Origin of the sequence: Nostoc sp. MG11, from assembly GCF_014904695.1 — a bacterium.
Taxonomy (GTDB): domain Bacteria; phylum Cyanobacteriota; class Cyanobacteriia; order Cyanobacteriales; family Nostocaceae; genus Komarekiella.
In genome coordinates this window covers 154,659-178,168 of record NZ_JACXXN010000002.1, presented here as the reverse complement: position 1 = coordinate 178,168, position 23,510 = coordinate 154,659, and the positions used below count along the sequence as shown (strand labels likewise).

Genomic DNA, 23,510 nt, shown 5'->3' with positions numbered 1-23,510 from the left:
ACGATAACGGTAGTCATGGTAACGTGAGTTCGACGAGGCATAAGGTGTCTATGTAATTAGCCGTCAAAAAAAACTTCTAATATAGTTATAGTGTCCGGCGAAAGACTTATCATTAAGACCGCTGGGGAGCAGTGCTTCGACTTCCTTACCTACGGGAGGCTGCGCCAACGGCTTCTCTACGAGACGCTACGCTTAGCTTGCTTCTCCGTAGGGGTACGCTCAGGACGAGCCGCTCAGCAACCGGAGCAGGGGGGAAAGAGGATTTTCCGGTTTTTGCACAGATGCGGAAATTATAACTAATTAAGCTGGTAAGGACACAATATATTGTGCCCTACGCGTGCAAGCTATTGAATTGAAAAGCGCTGTAAGTTGACTAACTGGCAACTGCAACTGACTTTTTGCGGTTGGGACGCTTGCGGTCTGATTTTTTCTTTAGACCAACCGCTTGAGCTTGGTCGCTATCTGACCCATATTGACCGCGCACAACTTCTTTCATGGCTAATATAGCATTATGAAATTCCCATTCTGCTAATCGGGCAGCATCGGCAGCCGCACGGTATAAAGTTAGTTTTTCGGTTTCGGCTTGTCGCTGCGCCAACATATCCTGATAAGCTTGCTGTAAGTTTGCAACAGAGGTATTAACACGGGTTGTGTCATAGGTGCTGATGGTTTGCAAACCGTGCAATGAAGTAATATCTTGACTAATTAATTGAGGGCGTAAACGACGTGTTGTGTCTTGGGCAGGCATAAATACATACCGTAGTAAACTGTATGCTTAATGTGCCCATTGCAACTTTAAAGCTAACAGTAAGGCAAAGTTTTTAGATAAGACAAGGTTAAAGAAAAGGTAAGTTTATTTACGCAGGTCGATGCGATCGCATTGCAGGTCGATGCAATCGCATTGCAGGTCGATGCAATCGCATTGCAGGTCGATGCAATCGCATTGCAGGTCAATGCAATCGCATTGCAGGTCGATGCAATCGTATTGCAGGTCGATGCAATTATATTGCAGGTCGATGCAATTATATTGCAGGTCGATGCAATCGCATTGCAGGTCGATGCAATCGCATTGCAGGTCGATGCGATCGCATTGCAGGTCGATGCGATCGTATTGCAGATTATTAGACCTCTTGCAAAAGTCTGAAAATTATTAGTGTCATTCTGACCAGAACGTAGTGGAGGCAAGAATCTCACTCCTACGTTTCGCTCCGCTCAACATGACAATTTAAGTATTTATGCAAGAGGTCTATTATGCTTTACGTCGTCACAAGTATGTGACATACTCCTACACTGTAATGTACTTATTCAGTGTGGGCTTCCCAATCTTGCGGTTGGGCTTTCCTGCTTCATTGGTCATGCCTAGACTTGCGTTCCCGGACAACAGCGCTGTAGGAGGGTTTTCCTCTATTAAAAGACACTTACGCCTAAAGATTGCAGCATTATTATTAACGATCTGCAATCTTCATCAGAGCTTGATTCACTGTGGCCGCTGGATCTGATTAAGACTAGTAACTAATTATGCGCGAAATTTTTAGCATGTTGCGCTATTCTTCCACTTTTCGGTAAATCAGCAGGGAAACAATAGCGCTCCTTATAATATCAGTTAATAGTTAGGTTTTACCCTAACTTTGTTAATGTGTCGAAAGTAAAGGAATAGAAAACTCAACGCTTAATTATAGAAGATATTTTGGAAGTCTATAAACGTCTCTCCACCCATTAAACTTGAGTTGTATCTCGGAAGTAGAGTAACAGCATAGAATTATTCTCTCTAAGGGGCCATGAATACAGCTAATTGAGTAGATAACTTGAAGAAATTCATGAATTGATGAAATGGAAAACCAACAAAAGTTTTTGCTGCTTAAAAAAGTAAAAGCTTGAGTTAATTACAAGGAGTAATATCATGGCAGATACAAGCAAACGTGGCTTTGCTTCTATGGATGAAGACAAGCAGCGTGAAATTGCCAGCAAAGGCGGACAAGCCGCTCATGAAAAAGGTACTGCTCACGAGTTTACATCTGAGGAAGCTCGTGAAGCTGGGCATAAGGGTGGTGAAGCCATAAGTCAGGATAGAGAGCATATGGCTGAAATCGGCCGTGAGGGTGGCAAAAGTTCCCACAGTGGTGGTCGAAGTGAGAATAATGACGATGCCGATAGTGAAGAAAAAAGTACCCCTGGCGGTACACCAGAACAACATGCTAACGCAGGACGGCAGAGTCATAAGAATAAGAATAAGAAAAAATAGATAGGTTGAGCTAAGAATCGTTTCAGTAAGTTACGTTGCAATTACTCGTAGGCACACTAAAGGGAAAGGTTTATTTCCTTTCCCCTTTAACCTTTACCCTTTTCCCAACCTACACCCGTCATTTTTGGGTTAGTGAACTATTATTTAGGCTTTATCTTACATTCCATGTATACTTCCAAAATTTCATTTAGCATTCGTTCAACAGCAAAGTGTGTTTCATAGCGTCTACGTCCAGCGTCTCCCATGCGAATCCTTAAATCAGCGTTAGTTATGAGTTGAGTTAACCTTTCTTGCATGGCTACTACATCTGCTTTGGGGACTAAAAAACCAGTTTCTCCATCTACAACTACTTCACTAACCCCACCAACATCAGTAACTACAACTGGTAATCCAGCACGCATTGCTTCAACTGAAACTAATCCAAATGATTCCCAATTTGTTGATAAAACGAAAATGTGTGTGTCTTGCAGAATTTGTTCTACATCAGAACGAGAACCCAAAAACTTAACTTGTTTTTCCAAACCTAAGTTTTGAGCTAAAGACTCTGCTTGCTCCCGCGTAGAACCGTCACCGACAAAAAGTAACTCGAAAGGTTTATCAATACCAGCTAATGCTTTCAAAAGTAGGATTTGGTCTTTTTGCGGTGAAAAGCGAGCGACCATGACAATTTTCACCACATCTGTTTTGCCAGGATTGGCACGACAAACAGTATCAGGAAGACCAAGGTATATTTTAACTAGTTTGTTTCGGGAAGCAATACGATACTGAATAGCCAAGGACAGATCATATTCAGATACAGTGATAATCTTTGAACACCAATGAGCCGCAAGTTGCTCGCTGGGAATCGCTAAAAGCTTCCAATACCAGGGAAGTTTAGCAGCAAAAGCCCAACCATGATCTGTAAAAACAGCAGGTACACCCGCCAACTTGGCTGCAAGTCGTCCTAATATCCCTGCCTTTGATGAGTGGGCATGAAGCAAATCTGGTTTATATTGACGAATTAGGCTTAAAATATTTCCTACTGCTTGGATATCTTGGAATAAATTTACAGAACGCATTAAGTTAGGTAATACATGTACCTTAGCTCCTAATTTTAATGCTGATTCAGTCAGAAATCCTTCTTCTCCAGTGCATAGTATAATCTCAAATTTATCTCGAAAACCGCGAATAAGTTCTAAGACGTTAGTTTGAGCGCCGCCACTCACAGCACGGGTAATTATGTAAAATATTTTCATAAAACGTAAATTTTATTGAGATAGTATTAACTGTAGACTTTTGTCTAAAAAAGTTTTAATTCTGATTTTTGAAGTTAATTTCCGTTACTTCTTTTATATACTTATAAAATTCTAGTCTACGTTGTTGAAGTAGTTTTTCATTATAATCTTTTGCTACTTTTAGATTTCGAGTTGACATTCGTAGAATCCTCTCAGGTTCGGCAATAACTTCCTTTATTTTGGTTGCTAATCCAACTGTATCGCCTGGAATCACTAAGTCTTCAGCTAACAGTAATTCAGGAATGCCTCCTATGTTAGAACCAATGCAAGGTAATCCTCGTGCCATAGCTTCAATTAAAGCTCTAGGTAAACTCTCTTGGCGAGAAGGTAGTACAAATATATCTGCCATATCTAACTGTTCTAATACAGCTTTACCAGATGGTAGTTGACCTTGGAAAAACACACGCTCTTGAATTCCTAGTTTTCTAGCTTGAGTTTCTAAGTCTGGTCTGTACTCACCATCTCCAACAATAACTAACTCCAGGTTTAATCCCTCTTGAATGCACATAGAAACAGCATCTATTAATACATCAATGGCTTTACAAAAGTTCTCTAAAGTTCCAACAGTAATTAAGGTTATTTTGTCTGATTGAGTATTAAGTGAACGAGGATTAGAAACAAAAGCTTCATCAGATAATTCAACATCTGAATAATAAGTTGAATAAGCTTGTTGACTCGAAGGATACCGTTGTTGTAGAGCTTGTTTCGTAACATAAGAAACAGCCGCAGCTTCGACACACTTGTTTTTTAACTTCTGTGTAAACCATCTACGAAAAAAGGGGCGTAAAGGATGTTTAACTGAACCAGGTGCAAAGAAATTGTAAGGGTCGCCCACTACTTCTAAAGCATAAGGCTGATTAGTATGACGCACCCAATCATAAATACAGTTAGCTACGTTTGAGGGAACTCTCAAAATAACAGCATCAGTTAAATGAACAGCATTCCTAACAGCCTGTTGGACTTGTGCAGCTTTTAGCAAGTACTGTACTGGGCCAACGTAGAACGGAACGGCTGCAACCGAAACGTTTTCACCGTCAACACGTTGCCAATGGGCTGGTACTGAGGTCACTGGACGTACTCGTGCCACAATACGTACACTATCGAATACTTCTAGATAACGCAACCAGAACGGGTAGCCACCATTTGTTGAAGTCCAAACAGCACCATCAGGTGTACCAAAATAACGATGGTCAATTGATACAACAACGTTCATTAATAGCCTCCTAATTTAAACTGTAGACATGAACATCTAGAGGTTTAATCAAGCCAGAAAGCTTATCACCTCTGATAACTAAACCTGAAGCACGATTTGCAAACATCGATTTTGCTTGACTGAGATTTGCAGGAACTTTAATTGCAACCTCTGTCGTATCAGTATAAGATGTGTTGATAATAACGGCTAAAACTTGGTTTTGATTTCTCCAAGTTCCAGCCAATATATTTTTGAATCCAGCATCAATTTGATTTAAATTTCCATTCAGTAATATTGGGCTAATAACTTTGATTTCAGGAACCAAAGATTTCAAACCGTTCCATAATTCTTGGTGTTCTGGCAAATACCAATTTTCATAAAGGTAGCTGAAGTAAATAATCCCTTTGACACCACCTAGCAACGCTTGATAGGTCATGTTGCGAATTTCGCTAAATCTTGGTTTTCGCTGAGGATTGCCAATACTATCAGGCTCATTCCATTTAAAAGTTTGTAAATTAGCTATAGCTGGAGCAGCATTATATTTTTGTGATATATTAACAAGAAATTTCATATCATCAAAAGTTGAATTCAAAGGTCTATCAGAAATAGGATAACTTTGAAAACCTATTAAGTCAGAAGTATGTAAGAAACGCATAACTACTTCTGGCTTTAAAGAAAACATACTGATGTATGTCAAGTAATTAGGATTAATTTTTTTGACTTGATTATGTCTATTTAATACTGTATCACGTTTATATCTGGAATTAGCATCATCAGCAATATTCCAACCAAGCAGTGCAGATTTAGTTTTGAATGCGTTCATCACCTCAATTTCAGCAGGCCCCTCTATGATGACATGAACTCCTAGTTTTTTAGCTTGGTCTAACATGATTCTATCATCATCTAGTTTTTCACTATGAGATGTGTGAATTATGTTGAATCCAGCATTAGCTATATCATTTAAAGCTTTTATTTTTAATTTAGCTTTAATATTTTTGGGAACATTGTAATCAACATAATATAAACCAAATGGGAAAAATGGTTTGCTATTTGATAAAATATTATTACTATTGGATGTATAACCAATATCTTGCGTGTCGTTCTTGCTTTGAACAAAATAGAAGCATGCGATCGCAACAAGAAAAGTACTTATAAATATTAATAATAAATTGGTCTTTTTATTATTGATGATTCCCATATTTTAATGTCTTAATTTACTTAATTACTTTGACGTCTTTGCGAAGTGCTATAGCAACAGAGCACAAATAAAAACCGATAAAGCTTCCCATTGCTGGGATTGGATAAAATATTTCTTGAGTAAATGAGGTAATTAAAAAGATTACTGTTGCCCAAAATATAGGTTTTATATATAATTCGTTTTGGTACAACAAATAGAGCATTTTGTAAAATAAAATGGCAAAAATTAGTAATCCTAGAATGCCATTTTCTAAAATTATATGGAGAAAAAGTAGATGAGCACTGCCACCATCTACACCATTATCCCAGGCTGAACCGAAACCTGTACCAACTATCCATCGCCAAGGTTCTTGATTTAAAAATTGAACTTTTTCTTCCCAAATATTATCTCTACCGCTCAAGTTTTCAGCATTACCTGCATCTAATAAAGTTGTTTGTCGATCTAATACTGATCCTTGAACTGAGACTAAATTTACTGAATCTAAATTACCTAAACTTGTCAAAGCAATAATGCCGAACAATAACGCAGCCAAGCCAATAGCTATTACTGTATTCCTTGGTTTTGTTAGCATGTATACTATTACAAAAAGCAGTATTCCTAAAAATCCAGTACGTGATTCAGTAATAAAACAAGCAATTAGCGATAAAAATAATAGTAAAAAGTCAATTATTACTTGTTTACCAAGTCCTAAATATATTCTTAAAGCCGCAATCATAGTTACATGCGCTGCTACACAACCGTGATTGTAACTGATAGTTCCCCAGCCTCTTCCGCCAATTTTTCCTAGCCGTGCATACTCGCTCCATGCACCAGCGATATCTTTACCTTGGGGTAAATGCGCTGTCAGCGCACCCAAAGGCACAATCGCAAAAAAGGTCAATATAATTGATAAACAAACAAATATTAAGACAAAATTAGTAATTTGCTTTAAAACATCGATTCTTTTTGGGGTTAAAGGAATCTGTGCTGTTACCCCAAAGACACATAGGAATTCAACTAAGCGATAAATTTGATAGATGCCAAGTCTAACACCATTAGCGTTTGGATCTATCAAATTACTAAAATAAATTAAATAGCACGTTATGCAGCATAATAATACAAATATTAGCATTACAAATATTTTTTTATTGGCACTGGATGCTGCTGATAATTTTTTGTGCCGATAGCTTAGTATAAATGTTAAAAAAAGCACACTTGTTGCCAAATCGGGGAAAGTGAGCCAAGTTGCCCAAGAACCAATAGCTAAAATGGGGATTGTAAAACTTTGAGATAGCAGGTATAAGCACAAGGCAAGAAATTGCCATTGGGTATTTTTCACCGACGAAGTTGATATAACTGCAAGGTTGTTCGGTGATTGAATATTCTTTTGGCTGATATTTAAAGATGTATTCAAGTTATTCAAAATAAAGTTTTTGAGGATACTAAGCTAAATAGAGTTTCTGTAATTCTTGAAGACTTGTATGAATATTAAAAGGACTTTGCTCAACTAGACAAAGAGATTCTTGTGGGGTAATTTTTGACTTAGTATTGACAACATGAAGGATTATTTCAGCCCAATGAGCAGCGGGTTGTGCTAGGGAAATTTTATGTCCTAAATGCTGGACAATAATTGCTTCTTCTGGAACGGTATCTGAGATTATGGAAGGAAGTCCTGATGCTTGTGCTTCAACTAATACTAGTCCTAATCCTTCATAAAACGATGGAAAGACAAAAACATCCATAGCACCCTGCATAATCTGATGCACATTAGAGCGTACTCCTGCAAAAATTACATGGTCGATTAAATTTGCCTCATAGACTTTTTTTTCTATTTCTGTCCGTAGAGAGCCATCACCAACTAGCAACAGTTGTGTTTTAGGTTGGCGCTTAATAACCTCAGATACAATATCTATAAGAAATGAGTGGTTCTTTTGTTCAGCAAATCTGCCAACGTGACCAATAACGAATGCATCTGCTGCTATACCCAGTTCATGACGGATAGCAACAGCATCGCTTTCAAAGTCAAAAACAGAAAGGTCAATGCCGTAATAAAGAAGCTGCCAGCGAGAATCTTTTTTCCATTCTGATCCATAAAGTGATGCTGCTGCTGCACTCGAACAAGCTAATCCCGTAGTTGCATATTGTTTTATCCAATGGTTTGTCAAACCTAAATATAAACGCCGAGATAATCTGGCTTTTGCGTCGATTGCTGAAGTGTCGTTATGACTATGGGCGATGCGGATCGGAATACCAACCTGTTTGGCTAATAGCAGAACATAACCACTATAGTTGTGAATATGACTGTGAATAATATCGTAAGGCCCATATTCACGATACAGTCGCTTAAAGTTATGAGCGTAGTGTAATGGTTTAGATGGATGCAGACAAGGAATAATTTTACTCCCATAAGCTAGGATCTCATCGTCGTATGCACTTTGTTTTGTGGTTTCAACTAAAAAATCCATTTGAAAACGTTGGCGATCGCAGTTTCGCAAAACGTGCATTAACCATGTTTCAATTCCCCCTCGATCCATACAACCAACAACATGAAGAATCCGCTTAACAGTCATTTGAGTTTCACCTAATTTATCTATGCATTAAAAGATTTTAGTGTTTGAGAACAAACCAGTCTTTCGCAAAACACGGTATATGTTGTACGAAAAGGGATAGTTTTGTATTTGAGCAAGCTGTCCAGAAGTTGCACCACGATTGTGATAATTCTCTGGTAAAGGTCTATCTTTAATGGCTTGAATATCTAATACATAGGCTGGGCAATTGTCTAATGCCCAGTAACCAGGATAGGGAAATAACTCAGGCAAAGGATCAGATGGATGCCCCCATTTTTCAAATAATACTTTCCCCGAAAATGAGGCAAATAGTTGTTTGATAATCTCGATCTGCCCAAGCATAAATGTACGAGTACCATGAAAATGAATTGGGACATTCATTAAAACTCGTCCATGTGGTTTGCAGACCCGAAAACACTGATAAAGTCCCCATTCGAGTGAACAGCCATTTTCTGCCCAGTGTTCCATTGTTTGGTTGCCAATTACGACATCAAACGATTCATCTGGAAAGAACAGATCTGCTAAATTTTCTAAACGAGTGGCTATTGTCTTTTTGCCAAAATATTCTGTCTCTGTGTCAATTCCCTCATAATGCGCTCCGATCAATTCACAATGATTTTTGATTAAATCCCAAGTTCCACAGCCGATTTCTAAAACTGTCATTCCTTCCTTAATTAATTGTAGGTAATCCTCTACAATGGGAATTTCGCACGCTCCTACAGGTGGCGGTGGAAGTTCTCTCTGCAAAATTTCTTGAGCTTTGGCATAAGCTGAACACTTGTTGAGAGTTAACATTCGACATTCTGAGCATTTAGGCATTAGTTCTCCTTCCTTTACTTATTACATTCAGCAGTAAATATGTGATAATTTAGAACTTATTTTGTAGAGTTTTGACCAGATTTATCGTATTCTTATTAAGATGAAAGTTGATGTTAAACAGCCTATGATGCTAATAATACACAAAGTCCACACAGCACCAACTAAACCAAAATTTGGGATAAGTAACCACGATGTTGCAACTGTGAGTAATGTCAATAGCAGATAAGGGATGGTAAAACGCTCAAATACCCTAGTTGCAGTAATTCCAAAGTTTAAGTAGCTTCCTATATATCCAATTCCGGCTGCAACCATTACCCCAACAAACAGGTTGGAGTACCGAGCATATTCGGGCCTATATAGAATAGTAAGAATCTCTTGACCAGCAACCAAAGCTAACAGCACACCTACAACACCAAGTATCACCCCTACACCAATGAGTTTGATTAACAGAGTTTTAAATAGAGAGCGATCGCCTGATGCATAATACTTTGCTAGTCGGGGAGTTGCTGATTGTCCTAGTGCCAATACGACAGTTATTCCTACTAATTGTAAATAAGCGATCGCTGCAAAAATTCCTAACTCTCGTTCTCCTAAGTAGCGTTCGATAAAGTAACGCGGGATATTAGTTTGCAGAGAAATTAGCATCATGACAAAACCCAGAGGTAGCGTCAGCCAAAGCAATTCCTTGAGGGTTTTTATGTCAATTGGCCAGGGCGATCGCCTAACATTTTGCATTTTGAAGAATTCACGAGCTAGAGTTAAACAAGCTTGTAAATTATTAACACCAATCAATTGAATACTAGTGGGAATGTCATAAATTATTAAAATAAATAGCCATACAAATGCCAGCCCAACTGCTCCCCATGCAACACTTTTTGTAATAAAAACTCCACCACTTAAAGCAATCAATGACAGCAAACCTTTAAAAATCATGGACTTGGCAATTCTATCCATGCGCTCGCGCTGCTGTAATAAACCATAAAAAACATCACTAATAGATTCAATACCCTTTGCTAGTCCAATTACCAAAATTACTAATGCTGTTTCCCCGCGATAACCCCCTACCAAAGTTAGCCCAATAATAACTACAACAGCTAGTAAAATTGTTATTAACCTCAACAATAAGTAGTCTCCAAAACGATATTGTTGTTTAGCATCCGTTGCTTGAACTGCCCGTAAATTGAGATTTGAAAATAGGATGATTGGCGCGGTAACTGCTAACCCCAAAGTAAACCGTCCTACCATCTCTGGGGTTCCCAATTTGGCAAGCACTACTAACATTCCCCACTGACAACCTGCATAAATCATATTTCCCGCAAATGTCCAATAGAAATTGCGGCGTAGACTCAGCGGTTGAGAATTTTGTAGAGACTTGAGTGTCATAATTCAGTACTCATGGTGCTGTCTGAAGAGGATTTGGAAAAATGGATGTTGCAGAGTTCAGCCTCTTTGACTGTTCTTTTTACTCCATAGGATTTATCTGCATAGTAATCAGGATAGTCAGTATCAAATGTGACTCCATTTATTACAATTCCCAACACATTTTGAGTAGATTGCTCTAGCAATGTCTTGGTGGCGGTAGCTGTAGCAGAGTTAAATAAACTAGGACGCACAACCAGTAATATTCCATCTGCCAGCTTACTTAACATCAAAGCATCAGCAAATAGACTTAAAGCGGGAGTATCGATAATTACAAAATCGTAGTTTTTAGCAGCTTCTTGGATTAACAAAGCCATGCGTTGTGAGTCAAGCAATGCCGCTGGGTAAGATTGAATTGTTCCCACGGTTAGGACATCCAGATTAACCAGTACTTCTTGAACAGTGTGGGAAAACTCTGCTTGACCCACCAAAACGTTACTCAGTCCGATGGAGTTGGATAATTTCCAGATATCCTGTTGACAGGAGTGACGCATATCTGCATCTATCAACAGGACTCGGCGTCCTATATGTGCCTTGGCGATCGCTAAATTAGCTGCAACAAATGATCTACCTTCGCCTGGAGTTGAACTAACCACAGCAACAACTTGCAGCGGTTTATCAAAGAGGGTGAAATTCAAGTTCATCTGAAGCATTTCAAAGGCTGAACTGACTGCCGATTCAGGATTATCTCTTACAGCTAATAGTGCTAAACCCTCCCCACTACCTCCCCTAGCTTTTTGACCCAACTGAGGAATTGTACCTAGCAAACGATAGCCTAGTAAGTGCTGAGCTTGCTTAATAGTCTTTTGAGATTTATCCAAAGCTTCTAATAAAAGAGCCGTTCCCACTCCCAGCATTATTCCTAACAATCCACCGACTGCTAACTTTAGGTAAATGCGCGGAGAAATATCCTTATTGGGAAGTGAAGCAGCAGAAACTACTCTGGCATTACCAACATCCTGATTTACTACCTCGACTTGTTGCAATCGCTTCAGTAGTTCTTCATAAGTTGATTGTGCTACTTGTGACTGTCGCTCTAGCTGTTGCTGTTTTTCTTGCAGTTGGGGTAAAACACTCAACCGTTTTTGGGAAAGTGCGTATGCATTCTTTAAGACGTTGACTCGATTAGCTAAGGCTGATCGTTCTACATTCGACTGCACTAGTTGGGCGATGAGGTTCTGTTTGAGTCCCCCTATCTGTAAACTCTGTTCTGATACAGACAGCTTTTCATCAAGATTTTGAGAAACTCGTATCCCTAATTGCTTTCTGAGAGCTGCTCGTTTGGTTGTCAAATTAGCGATCGTTGGATGTCGGTTGGTATAACGAGTCTGTGCCACGGCTAACTCATTTTGTACTTGCTGGTATTCTGTTAGTACTTGCTGCACACCTCTTGATTGACTTAAATTGCCTATATCTATAGCCTGCTGCGAATTCAATTTCAACTGACGTTGCAGAAGTTTTAAGCGAGTCTCAACATCTACTAAATTTGCCTGGGCTTGGGTAATCTGCTCTGATAAATCACCGAGCTTTTCCACTCCTGTGACCGCTTCTTGCTCTAAAGCAACTACTCTGTTTTCTTCTTTAAACCGACGTAAAGCTGTCTGCGCTCTTACTACCCTGACTTCAACTTCTGGCAATTGCTTGCTCAAAAAGTTCTTTGCTGCCGTCGCCTGCACTTGATTAATGTAAATATTATTCTCTAGGTAGTATCTCATCAACGAGTTTACAACGGCTGCGGCTTCTTTTGGATTACTACTGTTATAGGAAATGGCTAAAATGTCCGTACCCCGGATACTTTTAACTTTAAGTTTCCTGAGAAACTGATCTATTTCTAGGGGTTTACCTCGTTGATCGCTCAGGTTGAGGTTAGCAATGGTTTTTGCAATTATGGGGTTAGAGCGAATGATCTCTGCCTCTGTATCGAGTGGATTGCCCAGCTCAGTTAAACTATTTAACTCTCCAAGTTGTTCTATAGGACTTGTCAGGGAAGAAACGCGATCAGTCTTATTGAAAACTAGTTTACCTTCCGCTTCATAAATGGGTTTTTGTCTGAAGGCAGCTAAAGCTGATAGTCCGAATATACAACCTGTTACAGCTGCTATTACTAGCCAACGCTTTTTTAGAATTAGTAAGTACTGTTGTAAATCAAAGGAGTTTTGGTCTTCTTGGTTAGATGGCATGACATATTATTGCAAAGCAAAATTGATCTGAATTTAAAAGATGTCTAAAAAGTCAAAAATTTTCATGCCGAAAGGAGTAAAAGTACTATAAATTATCTCAATTAACTTAGATAAATAGAGATAAGATTTTTCGCTCTACTCAGAACGCACTATTAATTTGAATTTTATTTTTTCAACTTATACATGCTTTTCAATATGCCTTTTTACTCCACCTAATAATAATGCCAAAATCCTTTATTTTATGAAAATTGCTTTTACTTTGTAATCACAACGTGAATTGTATTACAAAAAAGTCACCATTTGAGATGCAACTAATTTGGTACTTTTAGTTTTATTTTTTTATTAAAGTTAATTTCGGGGTTTATCATAACATGCATTTAGAAAAAAGTACATAGCTGACGTTAAACATATACTTATTACTGCAAAAAACCCCCCTTTTAGTTGATAAATTTGAATACTCTTTACCAGAAGTTTAAATTAGCTTGATGTATTTTTTTACAAAAACTCTAATTTTGCGAAAGACTTTGAGTATAAATTTATACTTTACTTTTTAGTTGATTTAAAAATATTAAACACTGGAGGTTAATATTTTTTGACTGCTCTCTATTTTGCTTCTTACTGTTTACACTATATTCAGTTTATAGACTGATTCTTGGTTTATGAATACTCAAAAAAATACTTACTTATAATGTATAAAATATTCAGTAACTTTTATTGTTTATAAATTATCTTTTGTATAATAGTTAATCAATAGCTTTACATAATCTTCACAATTAAAGTTTTGACAATCATTTATTATTTAGTCATTACAAAAATTCAATGAACCACATAAAAACTGTGTAAAAGACCTAAAAGATTAGCGAAATTACCTTTAATTTTTCCAAGTAAATTCTAGTTGAAAAAACTAAATTTAAATTGTATATAGACAACTCTTAAGTTCCAAGAGTTTAGAGATGCAGCAAACTAATATTTGAGAAAATCTTAGTTTACATTGATACGAAGAGGCTAGAGTTCAGTGTTACTGATTTGAGACAATTAAGCGGCTTATATCAAGCATATGTAATGCGATAAGCCGCTTATATCAAGCAACTGTAATGTCAAAAGCTGAATAGTAAGATAAATCAATGAGCCTTACGAGTTACATCAGTTCCCCGGCAAAGATTAAATTGCCGGGTAGAGTGCGTAATCTAACCATATTACTTTTGTTAGGAGACACATCTGGCTTATTCATTTGTTTAAAAATTGCCCTTTGGTTGCGTTTAGGTGAATCACTAAATGAGTTTGACCCGCTTGTTTGTAGTTTTGTCCTATTGGTTCTAGTAGGGCATTACCTGGCAGACGCTTACCATCCAGATACGCAAATTGCCGGCTTGCGGACACCATCCCGAATATTGATTAGCAGTGTAGGCGTTGGTATCCTGACTTCTGCATTGATTTATCTGTCTGGGGCTTGGAGAGAGCATATTCTTGTGGGGCGAGGTATTTTACTACCAAGCTTGGCAATGTTCACAATCTGGGCAATAGCTTTGCGGTTACTGGCGGTGAAATGGGTGCGATCGCGTGCTCAGCAAAGTCGTCTGTTAATGCTGGGTGCAGGTGAAAGCGCAATCAAGTTTGCAAGACACCTATTGGAGCTAAATTCATTGGGAGAGCTATTTGTACTAGCTGAAACAAGTCAAGACACAACTTATTTAGCAGATACGAATATCAATCTCAATTGTGTAGGGAGCTTAAACAACTTGCATAGTTGGAGTCTACAGTCTTGGTCTGCGGTGATCGTTGCAACCCCAATCGAGTTTTCTAAACAACAGATGCAGCAATTAATGCAAATGCGGTTGCGAGGTATACCAATTTATTGGCTGCCAGATTTTTATGAAACCTTATGGCACAAACTTCCTTCATCTCTGCTACAGGATAAGTGGTTGGCTTTTAGTGCCGGTTTTAACTTGACGCCTGGCTACTTGAATATGAAGCTGAAGCGCTTTGCAGACTTGATTTTCGTCGGGGTATTACTTGTACTTTTGTTTCCGCTCATGCTGCTCGTAGCTTTAGCAATCAAGTTAGATAGTCCGGGTTCTGTCTTCTACAGTCAGCTACGAAACGGATTGTACGGCAAGACGTTTAGGGTTTACAAATTCCGCTCCATGTATCAGGATGCAGAAAAGCGAGGCGCACAGTGGGCAAACAAACATGACCCCCGCGTCACCAGAGTAGGACGTTGGCTACGCCTGTTGCGAATTGATGAACTACCACAGATATGGAATGTGCTGTGTGGTGAGATGAGTTTGATTGGCCCACGTCCAGAACGACCAGAATTTGATGTCAAGCTCAAAGAAGTGATTCCTTACTATGAAGTGCGTTATCTAGTCAAACCGGGAATTACTGGTTGGGCCCAGGTGATGTATCCCTACGGAGCATCTGTTGAGGATGCTTACGAAAAGCTAGCTTACGACCTTTATTACATCAAGAATTATTCCTTCTGGTTAGATTTGGCGATCGCCTTCAAAACCATTCGAGTTGTTTTGTTAGGTAAAGGTAGATAAAGGTACACAGAGGTAGATGAAAAATACAGTTTTAGTAACTGGTGGTGCAGGTTATATCGGTTCCCATGTAGTGCGTCAGCTGGGATCAGCTGGCTATGATGTCGTAGTGTATGACAATTGTTCTACAGGTTCATCAACATCTGTACTACATGGGAAGCTGATCATCGGTGATTTAGCAGACAGCGAGCATCTTTATCAAGTCTTTGCCAAGTATGAATTTAGTGCAGTGCTGCACTTTGCAGCTAGTCTGGTTGTTCCAGAATCAGTTATCTATCCCCTAGATTACTACGCTAACAACACCCGAAATACTCTGAACTTGTTGCGTTGCTGTAGTGTTATGGGTGTCAATCAATTCATTTTTTCAAGTACAGCAGCAGTCTATGGAGAGTCAGACGCCAGCCCAGTTAGAGAATCTAATCCAACACAGCCTATTAATCCTTACGGACGCTCAAAGCTGATGAGCGAATGGTTGATTCGAGACTATGGCATCTCCTCTTCCTTGCGCTACGTAATTCTACGCTATTTTAATGTAGCGGGTGCTGACCCTGGTGGACGATTGGGGCCAATGTCACCCAATGCAACTCATCTTATCAAGGTTGCTTGTGATGCAGCACTTAAGCGCAAGCCAGAAGTCCGAATTTATGGCACTGATTTTTCCACACCAGATGGAACTGGAATTCGTGACTATATCCATGTTGAGGATCTAGCGACTGCTCACTTAGATGCTTTATGTTATCTAGAGAATGGAGGAGAAAGTCAACTTTTAAACTGCGGTTATGGACAAGGATACAGCGTGCGGCAAGTGATTGAAAGAGTCAAAGCTGTTTCTGGTGTTGATTTTCCTGTTATTTCTGCACCACGCCGTCCAGGTGATCCTGCCTGTGTTGTGGCTTGTGCTGATAAAATTCGCAAGGTACTCGGTTGGCAAGCAAAACACAATGATTTAGACAAGATTATCCACACAAGCATTGCTTGGGAAATGCAACGGGATGGTTTGATGCCTAGGCAGGTTTTATACGTGTAGCCAAGCCACTGTGTTATTTTGAGGGTTTGTAGTAAGCACTTTAGTGCTTAAAAAATCAAGGACTAAAGTCCTTACTACGAACTTGCTTATCCATCAATTTCAACTTGATACGAAATTAGGAAAGGAAGTATTATTTGTGGCATTGGGTAAAGTCATTAAAATCGTTTATTAATTACGAATTATGTAAGCGCAACGGGGCGTAGCCTCAGAGCGAATTACTCAAGTAAATCAGGTTCTTCGCGCACAATCCTGTCATAAAGTGGCTGGAAACAGAACCACCCACCTGAAGGCGCTCCTACTTGGCTGTGTGTTAAACGAGCTGTTTCATGTTTGATCACACTCGGTCTACCCGCGGCTTCTGCTAGGAGTTGCGCTTGACACGATTGCTCTAGGCTAATGTACCACCAAGCAGCTTCATCTACTGTGTGTCCCACAGTCAGAATGCCGTGGTTACGCAGGATTATTGCTTTATTCTGGCTCAAGGCTTCAGCAATTTGCCTACCCTCGCAAGTATCTAAAACAACATCTGTACAGTCATGAAACAACGCATGGTCTTCGTAAAAAGCACAGGAATCTTGTGTGAGCGGATCAAGCAGGCGGCCCAAGCTAGACCAGGCTTTACCGTAAATTGAATGGGCATGTGCAGCGGCGATAATATCGGGTCGAGCCTGATGAATCTGGGAATGAATAGCGAAGGCAGCTTGATTTATAAGAGCATCACCTTTGACAACTTCGCCTTCTTTATCAACCAAAAGCAAGTCAGAGACACGGATATGTCTGAAGTACTTCCCGAACGGATTCACCCAAAAATGGTCTGTAAACTCAGGATCGCGAACTGTAATATGACCTGCTATCCCTTCACTGAATCCAAGCCGGCCAAACAGGCGAAAGGCAGCGGCTAGACGTTGCTTGCGGTGCAGGCGTTCTTCTTCCACTTGCTGAAAAACGGGGGGTTGCAGTTTATCGAATTTGGGCATGTTCTTTTTTTTCCTCCTTGCAGGGAGCATTAGAGTATCCAGAACGAAACGACTTAACGCTTTCGGATTCTGGGATAAATTGGTGACGCCAAATGCAGTCAGTATCATTACTTAAAATATGGATAAATACAGATGCCAATACTTCTCGGATAAGCACTTCTTATCTCCTTTGTTACCTAGGAAAAGGTGAGACCAGTGCTGCGGGAGGGTTAGCCCGACCCAGGCAACTGGCGTTCGCCTTTGGCGTGCCGGAGGCATCACCCGAAGAGTTAAAGGGGAAAGGGAAATTTTAGCCTTTAGCCTTTAGCCCTCCCCCGAAAGGTATTGATACAGATACTCTTTGAGAAGTAGTTTTGACTACTTGTAATTGTGCATGACCTTGTGAAGAACCTTTATCTACACGAGATATACTGTTTTCTCTTAGTTAGCATTGTATAAAATAAATAAAAATTGGTCTTCCGACAGTAGTTCTAGGATAGTGTGTGTCATCTATTTTCTCTCTTCGAGAAGCAATTGACATCAATATTAGACTTCAAAAAGGATTATAGAGTAAATAGAAATATAGCCCGTTTTCTTGCCATGTTCTTTCATTTGAGTCAACAGATACTAAAGGAATTCCCCAATCAAGACGAGCTGTGAAGCGATCGCCTTGTCTCCAGCGTAACCCCAACCCAACAGAAGCTAAAGTATTAGGATTAGGAGCGTCTCTACCCGAATTATTCCAAGCGACACCGAAATCAGCGAAGGGAATTACTTGTAACGTGCTGTCTATTTGGGGTAGGCGGAGTATGGGGATTTGCACTTCAGCAGAAGCAAAAGTGCCATTATCTGTAAGTAAGAAATCTTGACGATAGCCCCGAACACTATCTTGACCACCTAAGCCAAACTGCTCTAAAGGCAGAAGCGCTCTCGATGCTAGTTGTGTATTCAAACGCAGTAACAGTAAAGTTTCGGGAGCTAAAAGACGTGCCCACTGCGCTTGACCTTGCCAAGCAAAAAAACGACTATCGGGAGGGTCTTGATTAATCGTGGCATTCAACGCACCGATACCCAAATTGAATTGAGAACGTAGAGCGATCACTTCACGGTTATTTCGACTTGTCCATTCTTGAAAAAATCGCAACGCAGATACCCTGGTGCGTCCTCGTTCATCTGCTCCGGGCGAGAGTTCATTTGGGGGAAGTTCAAATGGTTTTTGAAACAGCCGAGAAGATATTTCACTTTCGCGTCGGGAGGCTGTCAACCCAAGGGCTAATTCTTGTGTGGGAGTTTGAATTACTGGCTGACGGAATGTCAATTCGTAGTAGCGAGAAGCTGATTGGATATCTAGGCTGTTGAAAGGACGTTCAATAACATCACTTGATGTAGTGCCATAGTTGAAAGTGAGTGTCCCGTTTTTGGGATTGAGAGGCAATGTGTAGCTGGCGTCAAATGAATTACTACCATCGGTATTAGTGTAAGCTAGATTCAGACTATCTCCTAGTCCGAGTAAGTTCGCTTCACCTAGTTGTACTCGCCGCCGGAAGCTGCCTACACTAGGCGATCGCCCATTATCAAGAACTATTTGAGTATTGAAGGTTTTTGCTTCCTTAATCTGCACCTGTAACACACTTGTACCAAGACGCGACCCCGCTGATAGTTCAGCAGACAAGTTTTGAATCAAAGGATTGAGTTGCAAAAGTTGCAGTGCTTCCAAAAGCCGTTGCCGATTCAGAGGTGGTGATGTCGCGATTGCTATACGGCTGCGGACATAATTGGAGTTCAGTCGTTGATTACCAGTTACCTCGATTTCCTCTAATCTACCTTCGACCACCTGAATTTTAATGACACCGGACTGGATTGTTTGAGGTGGGATGTAAGCACCAGAAGTAATATAACCCTTGTTAATGTATAGTTCGGTAATTTTAGAACGAGCCTGATACAATTGCGTCAGTGAAATCGGTCGTTTGGTAAACTCAGCGGTAGCTTGGGCTAACTCTTCGGGACTAAAGACTGTGCTACCAACAACTTCAAACTGTTCAACAGTAATAGTTAAAGGAATTTTACTCGGAAGTGATTCTTCCGGTGTGGGAGTTGGAACAGAAGGGGGAAGTAGTTCTGCTGGTGGGGGTAGTCGCTGTGGTAGTTGAGGCGAGGGAAGTGGGGAAGGCGAAGGCGGTTGGACATCCTGCGGCGGTGGGAGTTGTTGCGATGGTTGTACGTTATCAATAACCTGCGCTTTTAGAAGTCTAGAATTCATGCCGCTAAACAACATAAATATACTTAGCTGCAACCAAGACACTGCAAGCTTTTTAAGGTGTTTATCGATCATGATATTGAGTTAGATATTGCTAGGAACGATAAGATTGTATGGGATTATTATCTGTGCTATTTAAGACTCGAACCGTATCGTTGCATTTTGAGTCTTTACATAATGTATTGTTAATACTGCAAAATTCTTGTAAGTATCAGGAGTACTTTAATACCTTAACTGTTTGCCAAAAATATAAAATTCGTTGATTAATCGAGTTATTGACAGTGTTTTGTTTGTGCTTGATACAGTTAAGTATGGCCACAAACTGATACTTATTCAGCCAGTGATTTAAGTAATTAGCCAAGTCAGCTTCGAGAGGCAAGTTACCGGAGACTTTTATATCCAAGCAATCCAAATCCGAGCCATTTTTCAGTGGCACATAAAATATTTGGTGTTTAAAATCACTATTGACTTTGAGAACCATTAGCTTCTCCATATACTTATGAGAATTTCATTTTTACAGTATCAAATTAACAATACCAAATAATGAAAGTTATTTTATCGATACTAATAAAATTATGCTTTTCACGCTCTCAAAAAGCGCCTTAAGCTGTCAAATTAGAGTTGAGAGCAAAAAGAGGAGATGAAAATGATAGATACTACCGAGATTATTGGCTTTCATGCTCATATCTACTTCGATACTGCGAGTCGTGATGTAGCTGCGCGTGTACGTGAAGGATTGAGCAGTAGGTTTGAAGTGCAGCTTGGACGTTGGCATGATTTACCTATTGGGCCACATCCAAAAGCAATGTATCAAGTTGCCTTTTCACCCAATGAATTTGGCCAGATTGTCTCGTGGTTAATGCTCAATCGTGAGGGGTTGGATGTTTTAATCCACCCTGAGACAGGCGATGATGTGGCAGACCACATGAAACATTCTCTGTGGCTAGGAGAGAAACTAAATCTTAATATTGAGTTCCTTCGGCGGGTTAAGTAGCTAGACGGTAATAAATTAAAGTTTGTAGTAAGGACTTTAGTCCTGATAATCCTTATTTTGAGCGATGAATCGCTCACTACGAACGGAGATTGTCATTTTGATACGATTCTAAAATACCACTGCGAATCATTAGTTGTGGCCAGACTAATACAAAAAATCCCATCCAAGTTAATAGAGGGATGGAGATAAGAATTGTTAGCCAGATAGTTTTAAATAATAACCAACTACCACTAATCAATGTGACAGTTGTGAGAATTATAGACCAGGGCTGACACCACCAAGGTTTGTATTTCCAAGGACTTACGGTTTTTTGTTCAGACATTGAGTTGATTTGGGAAATTTGTAAATTAGCAAAACCAGATGATTAATTATATGAAAACTGAGAAGTTTTAATATTAATCAGGCTTCCACTTTTCTAGGGATATATATTGATTAGTCACCACATCTAGAACCTCAATAACGCCATTTGACTTTAAAACGTGAAACCAGTAAATCGTGACATTTTCATCTGGATGTTTTTCAAACACTTGAACTTTATAATAAGGTTCATCTAGCGTCGGTTTACCATCGACCATTGCTGCAACTTTTATAGTTCCCTTAGACAAGCGTTCAATGTCTCGTGCTTTGCGTTGCACTTGTGGTAGCTTCCAGACTAAATTTAAGGCTGTTTTCTCATCAATTTCTTGGGTAGTCTGAGAAATCTTCACATCGGTATATTTATTTAATCCAGTGAACGGGTTTGAGTAAGTTAGTCCCATTTGAGAATGGTTGTTTAAACTCTGAGTAATGGCTAGCTGACTTGTTACTCCTATCAGTAAGGAAGCTACAAGAGGGCTACATATCAATTTTTTCATGAACCTATCCCTAATTGCTGTTTATTCTCGATGATAGTTCTAAATTTTAGATATTCCCATTACTCTATCAAAGCCGACACTATCTAAGTTAGTAGTTTATTAACTTGAAAACTGCTATATTTTGTACTACACATTATTGTTACACGTAGCAAAAAGTTAAAATTTAAACAATATAAATGAATGAAAAAGTTGCACCTAGATTAAGAGCCAATACTTTTCAGATAAGCACTCAGAACCTTATTTTTTAGGTGGAAAAAAGTTCAGAGATAAAGAGGAAGGTATGAATTCAAACATACGTTCATTTCTCTTTTCCTCTTAACCGAAAGAAATTGTATCAAATTAAAACTCGTTTATATAGTGTTATGTAGAACTGGCTATCAGGACTTACGCAAAAATTGCCAAAAAGCTTGATTTATCGTTCGCATAGCGTGCCGGAGGCATACCGCCAAGACGCCTTCTGGTGCGTCGGCTCCGCCAACGCGTAGCGTCTGTCTGCGACACGCTGCGCGAACGTAGAGAAGAATTAGTAGAGTGGGTGTAAGTCCTATATGTGTTTGCAAAGGAAAATCGACTAGAGGCGACGTAACCAAGTTGCTTGCTCCCAGACAGCTTTGAGGGAAACCAGGTTATTGTGATTAAACCAGTGTTTCCAAGCTTGCTTAAATTTTCCCTTGGCTGCTGCTTGCACACCATCACTGACGGAAACACCGATATGCTGCATGACGCTGGAGTCGCGGTAGCAGTCAATCATACAGGCGGTACACCCATCACGAACCCGCTGCGAACTGTCAAACTCGGTAATATGACACATGGGTTTATCCCAGTTGTGGCAACGGTAAAGGTTAAGATGCCAGTCCAAATAAAATAACTTCCAGCCACCAAGACAGCCAAATTGCTCCGGTTCACCTCGTAAATGGCGTTGCATATCCTCAATGGAGGCGGTAGGATTCACAACCGGAAAATCTTGTTTGAGCGCCTTTAAAGTGTTGAAGCGCTCATGCAACTCTTCGGTAGTGTAGTCTACTAAGTTCGACTCGGCGTAACCAAGATAGGATGATGCCAAGGTGGTGAGCGGATAAGAGAAAGTTACGCTGTCAAAACCCAGCGACTTGAGGAATGGTGGTAACTGCTGGTAATCGTCTATCAATCGGCTCATGGTTACTGAGGCAGTAGTACTGATATGCCGACGCTGGAAATGAATGTTAGCATCCCGGATGCGATCGCACACTCCTTTAAGTCCACGATTCTGTTCATGTTTTTCCACCTCAGCCGCATCAATGGAAATAATCACACTCATCAACCCAGCATCAGCTAACTCATCAATCCGCTTTGGTGTAAGGAGAGAGCCATTAGTCACAAGCATAGGGGCCATACCGATGCTGGATGCATGAGCAATCATCTCATTGAGGTGGGGATGAGCCATTGGCTCGCCACCCACGTAAATCAAGAAATACACCCCATTGCGATAGAGAATCTCTGCCGCTTGTTTTGCTTGCTCCAGCGTTACAGAATGCCGCTCATCCATCGGCATCCTATCCACTGCAAAATTACAGAATCCACAACGAGCATTACATACACTAGTAATCGCAAATTGACAAGTAGAAGGCCCACCATCCAGCACTCCCTGTAAGGCAAGTTGCCATAGCGATCGCCGTTTTGCTCCTAACACTGAGTTATTCTTTGACATACTATCTCCTAAGAAGATGGGCGGAGGGGCAGGGAGTAGGGCATTGGTGTCAACTTAACGTGAAAGCCTAGTCTGATAAGCATTTCAAAGTTTTTCGATGTACCACCTAGACTTGAGATCCCCCCTAACCCCCCTTAAAAAGGGGGGAATTAGAATCGAATGCCCCCTTTTGAAGGGGGTTGGGGGATCTGAAACTACTGGAAATTGAGTGTTTAAGCTTAAGTTGACACCAATGGGAGCAGGGAGCAGGGAGCAAGGGGCAGAGTTTTTATACTCGTTTACGAGTATCAAAGATTCATTAATGGAGTTCAAAGGTGGATTAATG

Annotated in this window: 21 protein-coding genes; 5 read left to right on the top strand and 16 right to left on the bottom strand. The window is 39.9% G+C overall.

What is annotated here, in order from left to right; translation table 11 throughout:
- Positions 1 to 373: 373 nt before the first annotated feature.
- Positions 374 to 748 (bottom strand): hypothetical protein, encoded by a 375-nt coding sequence (locus HCR01_RS03380; RefSeq protein ID WP_193194523.1) that lies wholly within the window; start codon positions 746 to 748, stop codon positions 374 to 376.
- A gap of 132 nt (positions 749 to 880) precedes the next feature.
- Between HCR01_RS03380 and HCR01_RS03375 the strand changes: the two genes are divergently transcribed.
- Together HCR01_RS03375 and HCR01_RS03370 are read left to right on the top strand one after the other, a co-directional pair.
- The gene (locus HCR01_RS03375) at positions 881 to 1,144 is read left to right on the top strand and encodes a hypothetical protein (protein ID WP_226889102.1); all 264 of its coding nucleotides are present in this window, start codon (positions 881 to 883) and stop codon (positions 1,142 to 1,144) included.
- A 756-nt stretch (positions 1,145 to 1,900) separates the two neighbouring features.
- Entirely contained in the window at positions 1,901 to 2,242 is a 342-nt protein-coding gene (locus HCR01_RS03370) for a KGG domain-containing protein (RefSeq protein WP_193194521.1), read from the top strand.
- A 140-nt stretch (positions 2,243 to 2,382) separates the two neighbouring features.
- Here HCR01_RS03370 and HCR01_RS03365 read toward each other — a convergent pair whose 3' ends face one another.
- The 8 genes from HCR01_RS03365 to HCR01_RS03330 form a co-directional block, all read right to left on the bottom strand.
- Positions 2,383 to 3,477, bottom strand: a complete 1,095-nt coding sequence (locus tag HCR01_RS03365; protein WP_193194519.1) for a glycosyltransferase family 4 protein — start codon at positions 3,475 to 3,477, stop codon at positions 2,383 to 2,385.
- A 55-nt stretch (positions 3,478 to 3,532) separates the two neighbouring features.
- Positions 3,533 to 4,729 carry a glycosyltransferase family 4 protein gene (locus HCR01_RS03360; RefSeq protein ID WP_193194517.1) on the bottom strand — a complete coding sequence of 399 codons (1,197 nt, stop codon included), beginning with the start codon at positions 4,727 to 4,729 and terminating at the stop codon, positions 3,533 to 3,535.
- A 10-nt stretch (positions 4,730 to 4,739) separates the two neighbouring features.
- Complete coding sequence (locus tag HCR01_RS03355; protein WP_193194516.1) at positions 4,740 to 5,906, bottom strand: hypothetical protein; 1,167 nt, start codon at positions 5,904 to 5,906, stop codon at positions 4,740 to 4,742.
- Between the two features lie 16 nt (positions 5,907 to 5,922).
- A complete protein-coding gene (locus tag HCR01_RS03350; RefSeq protein ID WP_226889101.1) occupies positions 5,923 to 7,299 on the bottom strand; it encodes an O-antigen ligase family protein in 1,377 nt (458 codons plus the stop codon).
- Between the two features lie 28 nt (positions 7,300 to 7,327).
- Complete coding sequence (locus HCR01_RS03345; protein ID WP_193194512.1) at positions 7,328 to 8,455, bottom strand: glycosyltransferase family 1 protein; 1,128 nt, start codon at positions 8,453 to 8,455, stop codon at positions 7,328 to 7,330.
- A 27-nt stretch (positions 8,456 to 8,482) separates the two neighbouring features.
- The gene (locus tag HCR01_RS03340) at positions 8,483 to 9,271 is read right to left on the bottom strand and encodes a class I SAM-dependent methyltransferase (RefSeq protein ID WP_193194510.1); all 789 of its coding nucleotides are present in this window, start codon (positions 9,269 to 9,271) and stop codon (positions 8,483 to 8,485) included.
- A gap of 81 nt (positions 9,272 to 9,352) precedes the next feature.
- Positions 9,353 to 10,654: a lipopolysaccharide biosynthesis protein gene (locus tag HCR01_RS03335; RefSeq protein WP_193194508.1), complete on the bottom strand. Its 1,302-nt coding sequence runs from the start codon at positions 10,652 to 10,654 to the stop codon at positions 9,353 to 9,355.
- Positions 10,651 to 12,870: a GumC family protein gene (locus HCR01_RS03330; RefSeq protein ID WP_193194506.1), complete on the bottom strand. Its 2,220-nt coding sequence runs from the start codon at positions 12,868 to 12,870 to the stop codon at positions 10,651 to 10,653. The genes HCR01_RS03335 and HCR01_RS03330 overlap by 4 nt, the downstream gene beginning before the upstream one ends.
- Before the next feature lie 1,124 nt (positions 12,871 to 13,994).
- On the opposite strand from HCR01_RS03330, the gene HCR01_RS03325 reads away from it, so the two are divergent.
- Positions 13,995 to 15,413: a sugar transferase gene (locus HCR01_RS03325; RefSeq protein ID WP_193194504.1), complete on the top strand. Its 1,419-nt coding sequence runs from the start codon at positions 13,995 to 13,997 to the stop codon at positions 15,411 to 15,413.
- Positions 15,414 to 15,429: 16 nt separating this feature from the next.
- Positions 15,430 to 16,437 (top strand): UDP-glucose 4-epimerase GalE, encoded by a 1,008-nt coding sequence (galE, locus tag HCR01_RS03320; RefSeq protein ID WP_193194502.1) that lies wholly within the window; start codon positions 15,430 to 15,432, stop codon positions 16,435 to 16,437.
- 215 nt (positions 16,438 to 16,652) lie between these two features.
- On the opposite strand, the gene HCR01_RS03315 is transcribed toward galE, so the two are convergent.
- From HCR01_RS03315 to HCR01_RS03305, 3 genes are all read right to left on the bottom strand, one after another.
- Entirely contained in the window at positions 16,653 to 17,414 is a 762-nt protein-coding gene (locus HCR01_RS03315) for a class II aldolase/adducin family protein (protein ID WP_193194500.1), read from the bottom strand.
- Entirely contained in the window at positions 17,398 to 17,571 is a 174-nt protein-coding gene (locus HCR01_RS03310) for a hypothetical protein (RefSeq protein WP_193195228.1), read from the bottom strand. The genes HCR01_RS03315 and HCR01_RS03310 overlap by 17 nt, the downstream gene beginning before the upstream one ends.
- Before the next feature lie 375 nt (positions 17,572 to 17,946).
- The gene (locus HCR01_RS03305; RefSeq protein WP_193194498.1) at positions 17,947 to 19,725 is read right to left on the bottom strand and encodes a ShlB/FhaC/HecB family hemolysin secretion/activation protein; all 1,779 of its coding nucleotides are present in this window, start codon (positions 19,723 to 19,725) and stop codon (positions 17,947 to 17,949) included.
- Positions 19,726 to 20,296: 571 nt separating this feature from the next.
- Between HCR01_RS03305 and HCR01_RS03300 the strand changes: the two genes are divergently transcribed.
- A complete protein-coding gene (locus HCR01_RS03300; RefSeq protein ID WP_226889100.1) occupies positions 20,297 to 20,644 on the top strand; it encodes a DOPA 4,5-dioxygenase family protein in 348 nt (115 codons plus the stop codon).
- Positions 20,645 to 20,720: 76 nt separating this feature from the next.
- On the opposite strand, the gene HCR01_RS03295 is transcribed toward HCR01_RS03300, so the two are convergent.
- From HCR01_RS03295 to HCR01_RS03280, 4 genes are all read right to left on the bottom strand, one after another.
- A complete protein-coding gene (locus HCR01_RS03295; protein WP_193194494.1) occupies positions 20,721 to 20,966 on the bottom strand; it encodes a DUF6737 family protein in 246 nt (81 codons plus the stop codon).
- A 73-nt stretch (positions 20,967 to 21,039) separates the two neighbouring features.
- Entirely contained in the window at positions 21,040 to 21,498 is a 459-nt protein-coding gene (locus tag HCR01_RS03290; protein WP_193194492.1) for a hypothetical protein, read from the bottom strand.
- Between the two features lie 377 nt (positions 21,499 to 21,875).
- The gene (locus HCR01_RS03285) at positions 21,876 to 22,088 is read right to left on the bottom strand and encodes a hypothetical protein (protein WP_193194490.1); all 213 of its coding nucleotides are present in this window, start codon (positions 22,086 to 22,088) and stop codon (positions 21,876 to 21,878) included.
- Positions 22,070 to 23,185: a radical SAM protein gene (locus tag HCR01_RS03280; protein WP_193194488.1), complete on the bottom strand. Its 1,116-nt coding sequence runs from the start codon at positions 23,183 to 23,185 to the stop codon at positions 22,070 to 22,072. Before HCR01_RS03280 ends, HCR01_RS03285 begins: the two co-directional genes overlap by 19 nt.
- Between the last annotated feature and the right edge of the window lie 325 nt (positions 23,186 to 23,510).

Coding starts and splice junctions, on each gene's coding strand:
- HCR01_RS03335 (WP_193194508.1), bottom strand. CDS start 10,654: ATGACACTCAAGTCTCTACAAAATTCTCAACCGCTGAGTCTACGCCGC.
- HCR01_RS03305 (WP_193194498.1), bottom strand. CDS start 19,725: ATGATCGATAAACACCTTAAAAAGCTTGCAGTGTCTTGGTTGCAGCTA.
- HCR01_RS03365 (WP_193194519.1), bottom strand. CDS start 3,477: ATGAAAATATTTTACATAATTACCCGTGCTGTGAGTGGCGGCGCTCAA.
- HCR01_RS03290 (WP_193194492.1), bottom strand. CDS start 21,498: ATGAAAAAATTGATATGTAGCCCTCTTGTAGCTTCCTTACTGATAGGA.
- galE (WP_193194502.1), top strand. CDS start 15,430: ATGAAAAATACAGTTTTAGTAACTGGTGGTGCAGGTTATATCGGTTCC.
- HCR01_RS03345 (WP_193194512.1), bottom strand. CDS start 8,455: ATGACTGTTAAGCGGATTCTTCATGTTGTTGGTTGTATGGATCGAGGG.
- HCR01_RS03360 (WP_193194517.1), bottom strand. CDS start 4,729: ATGAACGTTGTTGTATCAATTGACCATCGTTATTTTGGTACACCTGAT.
- HCR01_RS03280 (WP_193194488.1), bottom strand. CDS start 23,185: ATGTCAAAGAATAACTCAGTGTTAGGAGCAAAACGGCGATCGCTATGG.
- HCR01_RS03315 (WP_193194500.1), bottom strand. CDS start 17,414: ATGCCCAAATTCGATAAACTGCAACCCCCCGTTTTTCAGCAAGTGGAA.
- HCR01_RS03380 (WP_193194523.1), bottom strand. CDS start 748: ATGCCTGCCCAAGACACAACACGTCGTTTACGCCCTCAATTAATTAGT.
- HCR01_RS03325 (WP_193194504.1), top strand. CDS start 13,995: ATGAGCCTTACGAGTTACATCAGTTCCCCGGCAAAGATTAAATTGCCG.
- HCR01_RS03330 (WP_193194506.1), bottom strand. CDS start 12,870: ATGCCATCTAACCAAGAAGACCAAAACTCCTTTGATTTACAACAGTAC.
- HCR01_RS03300 (WP_226889100.1), top strand. CDS start 20,297: ATGATAGATACTACCGAGATTATTGGCTTTCATGCTCATATCTACTTC.
- HCR01_RS03295 (WP_193194494.1), bottom strand. CDS start 20,966: ATGTCTGAACAAAAAACCGTAAGTCCTTGGAAATACAAACCTTGGTGG.
- HCR01_RS03370 (WP_193194521.1), top strand. CDS start 1,901: ATGGCAGATACAAGCAAACGTGGCTTTGCTTCTATGGATGAAGACAAG.
- HCR01_RS03340 (WP_193194510.1), bottom strand. CDS start 9,271: ATGCCTAAATGCTCAGAATGTCGAATGTTAACTCTCAACAAGTGTTCA.
- HCR01_RS03355 (WP_193194516.1), bottom strand. CDS start 5,906: ATGGGAATCATCAATAATAAAAAGACCAATTTATTATTAATATTTATA.